14 protein-coding genes are annotated in these 12,369 nt (G+C 73.0%); 8 read left to right on the top strand and 6 right to left on the bottom strand.

Features of this window, described 5'->3' with window-relative positions; all coding sequences use genetic code 11:
* Positions 1 to 335: 335 nt before the first annotated feature.
* Complete coding sequence (locus LCD35_RS24690) at positions 336 to 1,259, top strand: diacylglycerol kinase family protein (RefSeq protein ID WP_224960484.1); 924 nt, start codon at positions 336 to 338, stop codon at positions 1,257 to 1,259.
* 244 nt (positions 1,260 to 1,503) lie between these two features.
* Positions 1,504 to 1,761 (top strand): WhiB family transcriptional regulator, encoded by a 258-nt coding sequence (locus tag LCD35_RS24695; protein ID WP_200073222.1) that lies wholly within the window; start codon positions 1,504 to 1,506, stop codon positions 1,759 to 1,761.
* A gap of 251 nt (positions 1,762 to 2,012) precedes the next feature.
* Here the strand turns inward: LCD35_RS24695 and LCD35_RS24700 are convergent, their stop codons facing one another.
* Positions 2,013 to 3,506: a PAS domain-containing sensor histidine kinase gene (locus tag LCD35_RS24700; protein ID WP_224960486.1), complete on the bottom strand. Its 1,494-nt coding sequence runs from the start codon at positions 3,504 to 3,506 to the stop codon at positions 2,013 to 2,015.
* 280 nt (positions 3,507 to 3,786) lie between these two features.
* Between LCD35_RS24700 and LCD35_RS30815 the strand changes: the two genes are divergently transcribed.
* Positions 3,787 to 3,864, top strand: a complete 78-nt coding sequence (locus tag LCD35_RS30815; protein ID WP_373690061.1) for a 50S ribosomal protein bL37 — start codon at positions 3,787 to 3,789, stop codon at positions 3,862 to 3,864.
* 90 nt (positions 3,865 to 3,954) lie between these two features.
* On the opposite strand, the gene rsrA is transcribed toward LCD35_RS30815, so the two are convergent.
* Together rsrA and LCD35_RS24710 are read right to left on the bottom strand one after the other, a co-directional pair.
* The gene (gene rsrA / locus LCD35_RS24705; protein WP_224960488.1) at positions 3,955 to 4,290 is read right to left on the bottom strand and encodes a mycothiol system anti-sigma-R factor; all 336 of its coding nucleotides are present in this window, start codon (positions 4,288 to 4,290) and stop codon (positions 3,955 to 3,957) included.
* Complete coding sequence (locus tag LCD35_RS24710; RefSeq protein ID WP_308011229.1) at positions 4,287 to 4,964, bottom strand: sigma-70 family RNA polymerase sigma factor; 678 nt, start codon at positions 4,962 to 4,964, stop codon at positions 4,287 to 4,289. The genes rsrA and LCD35_RS24710 overlap by 4 nt, the downstream gene beginning before the upstream one ends.
* 218 nt (positions 4,965 to 5,182) lie before the next feature.
* Between LCD35_RS24710 and ybaK the strand changes: the two genes are divergently transcribed.
* Positions 5,183 to 5,662: a Cys-tRNA(Pro) deacylase gene (gene ybaK / locus LCD35_RS24715; RefSeq protein ID WP_224960492.1), complete on the top strand. Its 480-nt coding sequence runs from the start codon at positions 5,183 to 5,185 to the stop codon at positions 5,660 to 5,662.
* Here the strand turns inward: ybaK and LCD35_RS24720 are convergent, their stop codons facing one another.
* The 3 genes from LCD35_RS24720 to LCD35_RS24730 are packed head-to-tail and all read right to left on the bottom strand — an operon-like array spanning position 5,663 to position 7,731.
* On the bottom strand, positions 5,663 to 6,274 hold the full coding sequence (locus LCD35_RS24720) for an alpha/beta family hydrolase (protein WP_224968161.1): 612 nt from the start codon (positions 6,272 to 6,274) through the stop codon (positions 5,663 to 5,665). It lies immediately after the preceding gene.
* Entirely contained in the window at positions 6,271 to 6,984 is a 714-nt protein-coding gene (locus tag LCD35_RS24725; protein WP_225045038.1) for an SOS response-associated peptidase, read from the bottom strand. Before LCD35_RS24725 ends, LCD35_RS24720 begins: the two co-directional genes overlap by 4 nt.
* A 6-nt stretch (positions 6,985 to 6,990) precedes the next feature.
* Positions 6,991 to 7,731 (bottom strand): SOS response-associated peptidase, encoded by a 741-nt coding sequence (locus LCD35_RS24730; RefSeq protein WP_224960498.1) that lies wholly within the window; start codon positions 7,729 to 7,731, stop codon positions 6,991 to 6,993.
* Positions 7,732 to 7,873: 142 nt separating this feature from the next.
* On the opposite strand from LCD35_RS24730, the gene aroA reads away from it, so the two are divergent.
* The 4 genes from aroA (at position 7,874) to LCD35_RS24750 (ending at position 12,127) form a co-directional block, all read left to right on the top strand.
* Positions 7,874 to 9,142 (top strand): 3-phosphoshikimate 1-carboxyvinyltransferase, encoded by a 1,269-nt coding sequence (gene aroA / locus LCD35_RS24735; protein WP_225045040.1) that lies wholly within the window; start codon positions 7,874 to 7,876, stop codon positions 9,140 to 9,142.
* Complete coding sequence (gene rsgA / locus LCD35_RS24740; RefSeq protein ID WP_224960502.1) at positions 9,142 to 10,152, top strand: ribosome small subunit-dependent GTPase A; 1,011 nt, start codon at positions 9,142 to 9,144, stop codon at positions 10,150 to 10,152. The genes aroA and rsgA overlap by 1 nt, the downstream gene beginning before the upstream one ends.
* Before the next feature lie 195 nt (positions 10,153 to 10,347).
* Positions 10,348 to 11,211: a hypothetical protein gene (locus LCD35_RS24745; RefSeq protein WP_225045042.1), complete on the top strand. Its 864-nt coding sequence runs from the start codon at positions 10,348 to 10,350 to the stop codon at positions 11,209 to 11,211.
* An 82-nt stretch (positions 11,212 to 11,293) separates the two neighbouring features.
* Positions 11,294 to 12,127 (top strand): hypothetical protein, encoded by an 834-nt coding sequence (locus LCD35_RS24750; protein WP_224960504.1) that lies wholly within the window; start codon positions 11,294 to 11,296, stop codon positions 12,125 to 12,127.
* Positions 12,128 to 12,369: the final 242 nt, after the last annotated feature.

Genomic DNA, 12,369 nt, shown 5'->3' on the forward strand with positions numbered 1-12,369 from the left:
GGCCCCGCGCCCCGGGGGGCCCCCCCCCCCACCCCCCCCCCCCCCCCGGCCCGGGGGCGGGGGGGGGGCGCGCGGGGGGGGGCCCCCCCCACGCCGAACCGGAACCGGTGGTCGACGACCGCGCCCGTGCGGGCGCACCGCGAAGCGGAGCCGGCGCGACGCGCGCGGCCCGCGCGGTGTCTCAGCCCGCCGCCGGTCGGGTCGACCGGGACCGCAGCGTCCCGCACCGTCCCACGTCGCCGACCAGGGGAGGAACGCGGACTCGACCGACCAGGACCTGACCGTCCGGCCGCACCCCGCGAAGCCGCGGGAACGCCTCGCCTAGGCTGCAGGTCGTGCGCGCCGTGCTCGTCGTCAACCCGCAGGCGACCTCGACCACCGCCGCCGGGCGGGACGTGGTGGCCCACGCCTTGGCCGACGTGGTGAAGCTGGAGGTCGCGCAGACCCGGTACCGGGGTCACGCCGCCGAGGTCGCCCGCGCGGCGGTCGCGGAAGGCGTGGACCTGGTCATCGCGCACGGCGGTGACGGCACGGTCAACGAGGTCGTCAACGGGATGCTCGCCGATCCGGTCCCGGAGCGCGGGTTGCCCACCCTCGGCGTCGTGCCGGGCGGTTCGGCGAACGTGTTCGCGCGGGCCCTGGGCCTGCCGAAGGACCCGATCGAGGCGACGTACCGGTTGTTGCAGGCCATCGCCACCGACAGCAGCAGGCTGGTCGGGCTCGGCAAGGCCAACGACCGCTGGTTCACCTTCAACGCGGGCGTCGGCTGGGACGCCGATGTGGTCGCCGAGGTCGACCAGATCCGCGGCCGCGGCCGCGATGTCACCCCCGCGCTCTACGCGCGCACCGCGCTGAGCTGCTACTTCCGCATGTCGCGCCGCGAACCGATGATCACCGTGCAGGTGGGCGACGAGGAGCCGGTCACCGGGCTGCACACCGCGTTCGTGGCCAACACCGACCCCTGGACGTACCTGGGCTCACGTCCGATGCGGATGAACCCGGACACCACGTTCGACACCGGGCTGGGCGTGTTCGCGCTGCGCGACATGAACGCTTACGTTGTGTTGCGCTACATCGCGCAGATGCTCCGCGGTAGTGCGAAACCACACGGAAGAAACGCGCTTCGGCGTGCCGATGTCGGCCACATCCACGTAGCCTGTCAGGAGCCGTTGCGTCTGCAGGTGGACGGCGACAACCTCGGCGAGCGTTCGGTCATCGAGTTCGTGTCCGTGCCGGACGCCCTGCGGGTCGCTGTATAACCTTCTCGTAACGGAGCCCGATCGCTGATCGACGGCCCCGCCCCTGACCAGCGATCATTCAGAACCCCTGGTCACGAGACGTCGATCTTTCAGGTGAGTTGGCTCACGGCACGAGATCGAACTCTTGACATCACGGCAGTTCGTGAAAGCATTCACAAGCACACGGACTCCGTGAAAGCATTCACAAACACCCCGAACGAACTACCGGCGCGCCATGTGCGCGCCTAGCGAGGAGCAAGGAATCATGGACTGGCGCCACGATGCGGTTTGCCGTGACGAGGACCCGGAGCTGTTCTTCCCCGTTGGGAACAGCGGTCCTGCGCTGCTGCAGATCGCCGAGGCGAAAGCCGTGTGCCGGCGTTGTCCCGTTGCCTCCGAGTGCCTGGCGTGGGCACTGGAGAGCGGCCAGGACGCCGGCGTCTGGGGCGGCATGAGCGAGGACGAGCGGCGTGCCCTGAAGCGTCGCAGCTCGCGGACTCGGGCGGCTCGTACCAACGCCTGAGCAGCGGACCTGCTCGCAGCGTAGTGGGTCGGCCGGAGGGCATCCCGCCCCCCCCCGCGCAAACCCCCCGGGCGACCCGACACGGCGGTCGCGAAAGAACAGCACATCCCCGATGAGAACCGGGGTCGATCAGCGTCGATGCCGGTCAGCGGCCACCCCCAAGGCGAACTGACCGAGCGGACCGACCCCAGGTGAGCCACCCCGCAATCGGGCTCACCGACCCCCATCGACGCGCTTGCGGCGTCAGGCGCTCAGCGGCGGTACTTCAACGGAACGCGCAACACGGCTTCCGTACCCCGCTGCCGGCCCCGACCGCGCAAGCTCAACGAACCCCGCAGCTCAGACTCGACGAGGGTTCGCACGATCTGCAGGCCGAGACGTTCGGCGCGCTCCAGGGAGAATCCCTTCGGCAGGCCCTGACCGTCATCCGAGATGACGACGTCGAGCCAGCGCGCCGAACGCTCCGCCTGCACCACGACCTCCCCGCCGGTGCCTTCCGGGAACGCGTGCTCGAAGGCGTTCTGCACCAGTTCGGTGAGCACCATCACCAGCGGAGTCGCCAACTCGGCCGACACGACGCCGAACCGGCCCTCCCGGCTCACCTTCACCCCGGTCTCGGCCACCGCGACGTCGCTCATCATCGGAATCACCCGGTCCACGACGTCGTCCAGGTCGACGCGTTCGTCCACCGACATCGACAGCGTCTCGTGCACCAGCGCGATCGAGGTGACCCGCCGGACCGACTCGTCCAGCGCCAGCCTCGCCTCCGAGTTGCCGGTGCGCCGCGACTGCAGCCGCAGCAGCGCCGCCACCGTCTGCAGGTTGTTCTTCACACGGTGGTGGATCTCGCGGATCGTGGCGTCCTTCGACATCAGCGCCCGGTCCCGCCGCTTGACCTCCGTCACGTCCCGGACCAGCACCAACGCACCCGCGACCTGACCGCGGGGCTGCAGCGGCAACGCGCGGAACAGCACCGTCGCGCCCTTCGCCTCCGCCTCCATGCGCATGCTCGGCTCGCCGGACACCGCACGGCGCACCCGCTGGGCCACCTCGTCGGCGTCGAACGGGTCGGACAGCAACGACCTGGTCAGCGGCGCCAGCTGCACCCCGACGAGATCCGCGGCGTGTCCCATCCGGTGGTAGGCCGACAGCGCGTTCGGACTGGCGAACACGACGGTGCCGGACGCGTCCACCCGGACCAGACCGTCGCCGACGCGCGGACTGGTGTGCACGTCCGGCGCAGGCTCCGGGGTGGGGAACGTGCCGTCGGCGATCATCTGGCACAGGTCGGCGGCGCTGCCCAGGTAGGAGATCTCCAGCGGGCTCGGCACCCGCGGCACCGCCAGGTTCGTGTCCCGGCTCAGCACCGCGACGATCTCCTGGTCCAACTTCACCGGGATCGTCTCGCGGCGCACCGGCACGCCCAGGTGCCAGCGCGGGTCCTCCTCCCGGCAGATCCGCCCCTCCAGCGCAGCGCGCCGCAGCTGCGGGTGCTCCTCCGGGGTGACCTCGGTGGAGACCACGTCCTCGGGGTGCGCGGTCGGCGCGGTCGTCGGCCGGGCCTGCGCCACGCACAGGAACCGGTCCTCGGTGGCGTCTTCCGGGCCGACCGGGACCCACAGCAGGAAATCGGCGAACGACAGGTCCGACAACAGCTGCCACTCCGCGACGACCAGCTGGAGGTGGTCGGCGGCGGCCCCGGACAACCCGGTGTGCTCGGCCAGCAGGTCACTCAGCGTCGACAAGGCGCTCCTTCGGTCCGGACTCGGCGACCGGCGTCGAGGTCGCCCTCCCGCACGGCACCGCCCCCGGCGGTCGAGACCACCGGCTCCGCGCGAACCCTTCGCTCCACGAGTTCGCTCCGCGACGGCCCGGACGCGGGTTTCGTCAAGGAAACCACGTGCCGGGCCACCCAACGGGCCCGGGTGGCGCACGTGCGAGACTGGACAGCCAGAACTCCGCAAGGAACCAATCCCCGCCCACGGCCTGCCCGGCCGGAGCGCGGGACGACGCGAGGGAGGGGTCATGGGAAAGCGTTCCCGCAAGAAGAAGGACCGGCGCAAGAACAAGGCCAACCACGGCAAGCGCCCCAACGGCAGCTGACGTGACGGTGCGCTCCGCGCGCCGCACGCACGCGAGAGCCCCGGACCGATGTGGTCCGGGGCTCTTCTTCGTCTCGCGGCGCGGCCGGTACTAGTCGGCCGAAGAGGTCCGCTTCTTGGCCCGCACCTCGACCGAGGTGCCGTCCGGCCCGCGCTCGACCGTCACGTCCGCCTGCCGAAGCACCGTCTCTCGGATCGAGCTGCGCAACCGTTCCCGCAGGTCCGAAGGGGCGTGCTCGCCGCCGCACTTGCGGTGCAGCAGCTCCTTGAGGTGCTCCTCCAAGCCGTAGTGCTCCAGGCAGCTCCCGCACTCGTCGAGATGCTCCTGCAGCGCCTCGCGCCGGTCCTGGTTGCACTCGTTGTCCAGGAACAGCCACACCTCGGCGAGCACGTCCTCGCAGGACGCCTCGTCATGTTCGCACGTCACGAGGTGCTCACCTCCTGCTTTTTCTCCCTGAGGAAACCACGGTCGCGCGCCACGTCGGTGAGCATGTCGCGCAGCTGCCTGCGGCCGCGGTGCAGCCGCGACATCACCGTGCCGATGGGCGTCCCCATGATCTCGGCGATCTCCTTGTAGGCGAAGCCTTCCACATCGGCCAAGTAGACGACCATGCGGAACTCCTCCGCCAACTGCTGCAGCGCGTTCTTCACGTCGGAGTCCGGCAGCCGGTCCAGCGCCTCCACCTCGGCCGAGCGCAGCCCGGTGGAGGTGTGGTTCTCGGCCTGGGCGAGCTGCCAGTCGGCGATCTCGTCGGTCGGCTGCTGCTGCGGCTGCCGCTGCCGCTTGCGGTAGCCGTTGATGTAGGTGTTGGTGAGGATGCGGTACAGCCACGCCTTCAGGTTCGTGCCCTGCTTGAACGACTTGAACGCCGAGTAGGCCTTCAAGTAGGTCTCCTGCACGAGGTCCTCGGCGTCCGGCGCGTTGCGCGTCATCCGCAGCGCCGCGCCGTAGAGCTGGTCGAGCAGCGGCATCGCATCCCGCTCGAAGCGGGCCACGCGCTGCTGGTCGGTCTCCTCGACCTGCTCCGGCTCGGCCGCCGCGGCATCGCCGCCGGCGGTCCCCGCCGTGCCGGGTTGCTCCGGGGTGTTGACCACCGGGATCCTTTCCCGCCGCCAGGAAGAGGTGGCTGCTGGCGACGAACCCATGCCGTCCTGCGCATGGACCCACTTCGAGGATACCCGCCCGATGCCCCGCTCACCTGCATCAGAGCGCTCGGGCAGGTCCCGCTGCCGTTCGAGTAAGCACGTGTTCGTCAACTCCGTCACGGCCGGTCCAACGCGGTGCGGCCGGTGGGTATTCCTGCTCCTAGGGTCAGGGCATGGCAGGCAGGGGAACACCGGCGACCGCGCTGCTGGACCGGCAGCGGGTCGCGCACCGGGTGCACGCGTACGAGCACGACCCGCGGGCGGAGTCCTTCGGCGAGGAAGCGGCCGATGCGCTGGGACAACCGCCGGAGCGGGTGTTCAAGACGCTGGTCGCCGAGGTCGACGGGGCGCTGGTGGTGGGGGTGGTGCCGGTGACCGGGCAGCTCGACCTCAAGGCGCTGGCCGCGGCGCGCGGCGGCAAGAAGGCGAAGCTCGCCGACATGGCAGCCGCCGAGCGCGCCACCGGTTACGTGGCGGGCGGCATCTCGCCGCTGGGGCAGAAGAAGCGGCTGCCGGTGGTCGTCGACTCCTCGGCCGAGGCGTTCGACACGATCTTCTGCAGCGCGGGCCGCCGCGGCCTGGAGATCGAGCTCGCCGCCGCCGACCTGGTCCGGTTGCTGGACGCGCAGGTCGCCGACATCGCCGGGGCCTGATCAGTCGAGCGGCCGCAGGACCCGGGTGAGCCACTCCTCGACCCCGCGGAACACGGCGTCGACGTCGGCCTTCAACGAGTGGTCCCCGGCGACGAGCACCACTTCGCGCCGGTGCGCCGGTTCGGGCCTGCCGAACGCGTCCCGTTCCCCCTGCACCACCAGCACCGGGGGGTCGACGGCGTCGAGCTCGCCGAGCCGCGACTTCTCCGGCTTGCCCGGCGGGTGCAGCGGGAACGCCAGGCACAGCACCGCGGACGCGGTACCCGCCTCGGCGGTGCGGCACGCCACCCGCGCCCCGGAGGAACGACCGCCGAACAGCAGCGGCAGGTCCGCGAACCAGCGCTCGCCGAGGTCTTCGGCGACGGCCAGCCACGCGGCGTCGAGCTGCTTGGCGGGCGCGGGTGCCTTCCGGCCCGCGACGCGGTAGGGCTGTTCGACCAGCGCCACGTGCACGCCGGCGCCGGTGGCGGCGCGAGTCGCGGCCACCAGGTCGGGCGCCGCGATGCCGCCGCCCGCACCGTGCCCGAGCAGCAGCGCCGCCCGGCCCTCCTCGGCGCAGTGCAGCTCGGCCGCGGCCGGGCCGTGCGGGGTGTCGATCTGCACGCGGGTCATTCGAACAGCGCCCCCTGCTCGGCGGGTGCGGGCACCGGCTCCGCCGGGTCCAGCAGGCCCGGGTGGTTGTTGCGCATGTTGTTCACCTCGGTGGACACCGTGGTCAGGTCCAGCTCCGCGAGCAACCGCGGATCCGGGTCGAGCAGCGGGCGCGGATCGTCGCGCTCCGGGTCGAGCCAGTCGGCCCACTTGTCCGCGGGCAGCACCAGCGGCATCCGGTGGTGCACGCCCGCGAGCTCGCCGACCGCGTCGGTGGTGACGACGGCGCAGGTCACCAAGGGTGCGGAGGTGTTCTCCGGCGACCACCGCGCGGAGAACACGGCGGCCATCGCGAGGCTGGCCCCGCCGCGGTGCGCGCACAGGTACGGCTGCCTGCGCTTGTCGCCGGGCCGCCACTCGTACCAGCCGGTCGCGGGCATCAGGCAGCGGCGGCGGGCCGCGGACTCGGCGTACGCGGGCTTGGTGGTGATCGTCTCAGCCCGCGCGTTGATCATCGGCGGTCCGCTGGTGGCGTCCTTCGCCCAGGTCGGCACGAGCCCCCAGCGCACCGGCCGCACGCTGCGCTCGGTGCCGCGGCGCACCACGATCGGCACCGTCTTGGTCGGCGTCACGTTGTAGTCCGGGCCGAGCAGCCCCTCCGAGCGGTCCACCGCGTCGAACTCGGCGGCCAGCGCCGCCGGGTCGCGCCGCACCGCGTAGCGACCGCACATCAGCACTCACCCCGCGTCCCGAGCATGATCCAACGCTACCGCCGGGTCCGGGTCGTCCTGCGGGGCGATGAGCTCGGCGCCGTTGTGCCGCACGTCGTTCACCGCCGAGGACACCGGCCGCAGCTCCAGCGCGGCCACCAGGTCCGGCGAGGGTTCGAGCAGGCCGGACGCGTCGTGGCGCTCGGGGTCGAGCCAGTCCTCCCACCGGTCCGCGGGCAACACCAGCGGCATCCGGTCGTGCACCTCGGCGAGCGCCCCGACGGCCGCGGTGGTCAGCACCGAACAGGTCACCAGCGGCGGTGCGTCCTCCGCCGCGGCCGGGTCGTGCCAGGTCTCCCACAGCCCGGCCAGCGCCAGGCTCGCCCCGTCCGGCGAGGTCATGAAGTAGGGCTGCTTGCGGTCGCCGTCGCGCTTCCACTCGTACCAGCCGTCGGCGGGCAGCAGGCACCGGCGGTACTTCGCCGCGGCGCGGAACGCGGGCTTCGACACGACCGTCTCCGCCTTCGCGTTGATCATGCGGTTGCCGATCTTCGGGTCCTTCGCCCACTTCGGCACCAGGCCCCAGCGCATCGTCCGCAGCCTGCGCGCCGGTCCGCCGTCGCGGTGCCGCGCCACCACGGCGGGCACCTGCTTGGTGGGGGCCACGTTGTAGTCGGCTCCCCCGGCACCACCGCCGGTCCGGTCGTCGGCGGCGAACTCCGCGGCCAGCGCCGCCGGATCCTTCGTGGAGGCGTACCTGCCGCACATCTCCTGGTCACCTCCGCCGTCGCCGCCAGGAGCGGGATCGCGCCGCCCCCGAGCCCATCGTCGCAGCACCCACCGACGACGTCGAACTCCTCCGGCCCGGCCCCGGCCGGTTGAGCAGGGACGAATGCGGGATCATGGGGGCATGACGCAGCTCTGGCCCGCCCCGGTCGCCGCAGGCCCGGTCCGCGCGACGGTCCCCGTCCCCGGCTCCAAGTCGATCACCAACCGCGCATTGGTGCTCGCCGCGCTCGCCGACGGGCCGTCCACGCTGCGCGGGCCGCTGCGCAGCAGGGACACCGAGCTGATGGCGGCGGCGCTGCGCTCCCTCGGCACCGCGGTGCGGGACGGCGCCGACGGCGCCTGGCTGGTCGAACCGGGCGAGCTGCGCGCGCCCGCGAGCGTCGACTGCGGCCTCGCCGGGACCGTGATGCGCTTCCTGCCGCCGCTGGCCGCGCTCGCCGAAGGACCGGTGTCCTTCGACGGCGACCCGCACGCGCGGAAGCGGCCGCTGGACACGGTGCTCGACGCGCTGCGCGAGCTCGGCGCCGACATCACCGGCGACTCGCTGCCGTTCGAACTGCGCGGCACCGGGTCGCTGCCCGGCGGGCAGGTCACCATCGACGCCTCCGCGTCCTCCCAGTTCGTCTCCGGGCTGCTGCTGTCCGCCCCGCGGTTCGAGCAGGGCGTGACCGTGGTGCACGACGGGCCGCCGGTGCCGTCGCTGCCGCACATCGACATGACCGTCGCGATGCTGCGGGAGGCGGGCGTGGGGGGCGACGACCAGCGGCCGAACACCTGGCAGGTCTCCCCCGGGCCGATCCGGGCGCTGGACCTCGACGTCGAACCGGACCTGTCCAATGCGACCCCGTTCCTGGCGGCCGCGGCCGCCACCGCCGGGGAGGTCACCGTGCCGGGCTGGCCGTCGGCCACGACGCAGGCGGGCGACGCGTTCCGGGACATCCTCACCGCGATGGGCGCCGAGGTCGCGCTGCACGCCGGCGGGCTCACCGCCACCGGCCCGGAACGGCTGCTGCCGGTCGACGTCGACCTGCACGAGGTCGGCGAGCTCGCCCCGACCGTCGCCGCGCTCGCCGCGCTCGCCGAGGGGCCCTCGCGGCTGCACGGCATCGCGCACCTGCGCGGGCACGAGACCGACCGGCTCGCCGCGCTGGAACGGGAGATCACCGGCCTCGGCGGGGACGTCGAGCAGACCGCCGACGGACTGCTGATCCGGCCCCGGCCGCTGCGCGGCGGCACCTGGCACACCTACGCCGACCACCGGATGGCCACCGCGGGCGCCATCCTCGGCCTGCGGGTCCCCGGCGTCGAAGTGGAGGACGTCGCGACCACCCGCAAGACCATCCCCGACTTCCCCGGGATGTGGACGGCGATGCTGGAGCCGGTGGCCTGATGGGCCGCCGCGGCTGGCGAGACCTGGACGAATCCGATGTGCGGGTGCGTCCCGGGCGCGGCACCCGACCGCGCAGCAAGCGGCGCCCGGAGCACGCCGACGCCGCCACGGCCATGGTCGTGGCCGTGGACCGGGGCCGGTGGACCTGCGCGCTCGACGGGGACCCGGACCGCCTGGTCACCTCGATGCGCGCCCGCGAACTGGGCCGCACCCCGGTCGTCGTCGGCGACCAGGTGGACCTCGTCGGCGACACGTCCGGTCGCGCCGACACGCTCGCCCGGATCGTGCGGGTCGCCGACCGCAGCAGCGTGCTGCGCCGCACCGCCGACGACACCGACCCGTACGAGCGGATCGTGGTCGCGAACGCGCAGCGGCTCATCATCGTCGCCTCGCTCGCCGACCCGCCGCCGCGCACCGGGCTGATCGACCGCTGCCTCGTCGCCGCCTACGCGGGCGGGCTGACCCCGGTGCTGTGCCTCACCAAGTCCGACCTGGCCACCCCGGACGAGGTGCTGGCGACCTATTCGGCGCTGCCGCTGCCGATCGTCGTCACCAACATGCACGAGCTGCACGAGGACCTGTCCGAGCAGCTCGACGGCCGGGTGTGCGCCCTGGTCGGGCACTCCGGCGTCGGCAAGTCGACGCTGGTGAACACGCTGGTGCCGCACGCCGAACGCGCCACCGGCGAGGTCAGCGGCGTCGGCAAGGGCAGGCACACCTCGACCTCGGCGGTAGCGCTCCCGCTGCCCGCGGGCGGCTGGGTCGTCGACACCCCGGGCATCCGCTCGTTCGGCCTGGCGCACGTCACTGCCGGCGACCTGATCAGCGCCTTCACCGGGTTCGCCGAGGCCGCCGAGGAATGCCCGTCGAACTGCGGGCACCTCGGCGGCGGTGCGGACCCGGAATGCCACCTCGACACCTACGCCGCCGAAGCGGGTGCGGGCCGCACCGAGCAGCTCAGCTCGCTGCGGCGGCTGCTGCGGTCCCGCGCGGGACGCGACGAAGCCTGACCGGCACCCGGCCGGGTGGAAGCGGTCTTCCCGGACGGGCCGCGTCCGCACGGCGGAAATCCTTGCGGCCGAACGGGAATCCCGGGGAAAGCCGCAACGCCGCGGAAACCTCGACGACTCGAACGGCACCTGTGCTCGCCGCACGGCGTTGCTAGCGTCGGACGCGGACGTCGTCCCCCGACGAGGAGCTCGACCATGCCCCGAGTCCGCCACGCCACCCCGCTGACCGCCGTTCTGCTCGGCGCCCTCGCCGCGGTGAGCTGCGCCCCCGCGCCCGCACCGCAGCCCTCCATGCCCGCCGCCGCGCGACCCGACCCGCGCCCGTCCGCCGAACCGCTGCTCGCCGACGTGCTGCACCGCATCGACGAGGAGGGCAGCGTGCGCAGCAGCGTGCGCGGCGACCTCGGCTTCGTCGGCGAACTCGCCGGCGATGGCCACGTGCGCTACACCGCCGACCGCGCCGACGTGGCCCTGCACGGCACCACCAAGCCGGCCGCCGCCCAGCCACCGCAACCGGTGGAACTCGCCGTGGTCGACGGCGTCGGCTATCTGAAGTCGCCGCTGCTGCAGCCGGAACCGGGCAAGCCGTGGCTGCGGCTCGCCGCCGACGGCACCGACTTCGCCGCGAAGCTGCTCTCCCCCGCCCTCCGCCAGGTGCAGGACGCCGCCGATCCGCGCGCCACGTTCGCCGGGGTCGCCGGCGCCACCAGGATCCAGTCGAGCGCGCCGGAACAGGTCGACGGCACCCCCACCACCCGGTACAGCATCCGGGTGCTCACCGCGCAGGGCGCCGCATCCGCGCCCGACGAGCAGCAGCGGACCCGGCTGCGCAAGGCCGCCGACGCGGGGCGCACCGAGATCGGCTACGAGCTGTGGCTCGACGACCGCGGCCTCCCCGCGCGGTTCGCCGCCACCGAGCAGGTCGCGCAAGCCGGGCAGGTATCGCTGACCTCCACCTACCGCGACTGGGGCGCGCCCGTCGACATCGCGCCGCCACCCGCCGACCAGGTCGGGGCCTTCCCGGACGGCCCGCTGCCCGGAGCGCAACCGCCGCGTTGACGAACTTCCGCGAACAGCCCACAACGGTCGAACCGCGCTGCTAGCTTCCTCTCGCCGATATTGATCAGGGGAAGGAAGTTCCGTGCGCCGCACGAGCATCGCAGTGTGCACCGTCGCGTTGACCGCGACCTTGGGGGGATGTGCCCTCGGTCAGAACCCGGGTGGTGCCGGGGAGACCGGTTCCAGCGACTCCGGGGCCCAGCAGGGCGGGGCTTACAGCGACCTCGCCTCGCTGGTCTCCGGCGCCTCCCAGGTCATGGACGACAGCAAGTCGTACAAGCTGAAGCTGAACGCCACGCTCGGCAGCGCCGGTGGACTCCAGAGCGACTGCGACGTCGACGCCGCCAAGTCCGCGATGAGCTGCACCGGCACCACCGGTGAGATCATCGTCATCGACGGCGAGACGTACATGAACAACCCGCAGCTGAACTCGATGGGCGGGGACCCGGGCAAGCCGTGGGTGCACATCGCCCAGAACAGCCCCGCGGCCGCCGTCGGCGGCGCGCAGTCCACCGCGCTGTCCGAGGCCGCCGACTTCCGCAAGCTGCTGCCGGAAGGCTCCCAGTTCACCGCGGCGGGCTCCGACACCGTCGACGGGACGCAGGCCACCAAGTACGAGGTCGTCACCAACATCAACGACGTCGTCGGCTCCGCCGAGGGCATCCTCAAGCAGAGCTACGAGATGATGCTGAAGGCCGGTGTCACCGAGCTCAAGCAGACCGTGTGGGCCGACGAGGAAGGCCGCCCGCTCAAGGTCGAGCAGGTCACTCCCCCGATGAACATCGCGGGCCAGCAGGTCGGCGAATCGACCACCACCCTCACCTACTCCGACTGGGGGAAGCCGGTCAGCGTCGCGAAGCCGGACGCCTCCCAGATCCGGGAGTTCGAGATGCCGGGTCTGCCGCAAGGCCCGTGAACCGCGACCGGGCGGGGGGGCCCCCCCCCCCCCCCCCCCCCGCGGGCCCCCCCGAACACAGGGCCCGCCCCGCCCCCCCCGCCGGGCCGCCCCCCCCCCCGGGGCGCCCGCCCCCCCCCGCCCACTGCGGCGGCGGGTCCAAGCGGGGGGTTGGCCGACTGCGGGTGCGGCCGGGCGAACACGACGGTGCCGGACGCGTCCACCCGGACCAGACCGTCGCCGACGCGCGGACTGGTGTGCAC

Origin of the sequence: Saccharopolyspora sp. 6V (assembly GCF_020176785.1) — a bacterium.
Lineage (GTDB): Bacteria > Actinomycetota > Actinomycetes > Mycobacteriales > Pseudonocardiaceae > Saccharopolyspora_C > Saccharopolyspora_C gregorii.

Bases quoted from the DNA above. Each gene is read 5' to 3' on its own strand.
- LCD35_RS24695 (WP_200073222.1), top strand. From the start codon at position 1,504: ATGGACTGGCGCCACGATGCGGTTTGCCGTGACGAGGACCCGGAGCTG.
- LCD35_RS30815 (WP_373690061.1), top strand. From the start codon at position 3,787: ATGGGAAAGCGTTCCCGCAAGAAGAAGGACCGGCGCAAGAACAAGGCC.
- ybaK (WP_224960492.1), top strand. From the start codon at position 5,183: ATGGCAGGCAGGGGAACACCGGCGACCGCGCTGCTGGACCGGCAGCGG.
- LCD35_RS24720 (WP_224968161.1), bottom strand. From the start codon at position 6,274: ATGACCCGCGTGCAGATCGACACCCCGCACGGCCCGGCCGCGGCCGAG.
- LCD35_RS24725 (WP_225045038.1), bottom strand. From the start codon at position 6,984: ATGTGCGGTCGCTACGCGGTGCGGCGCGACCCGGCGGCGCTGGCCGCC.
- LCD35_RS24730 (WP_224960498.1), bottom strand. From the start codon at position 7,731: ATGTGCGGCAGGTACGCCTCCACGAAGGATCCGGCGGCGCTGGCCGCG.
- aroA (WP_225045040.1), top strand. From the start codon at position 7,874: ATGACGCAGCTCTGGCCCGCCCCGGTCGCCGCAGGCCCGGTCCGCGCG.
- rsgA (WP_224960502.1), top strand. From the start codon at position 9,142: ATGGGCCGCCGCGGCTGGCGAGACCTGGACGAATCCGATGTGCGGGTG.
- LCD35_RS24745 (WP_225045042.1), top strand. From the start codon at position 10,348: ATGCCCCGAGTCCGCCACGCCACCCCGCTGACCGCCGTTCTGCTCGGC.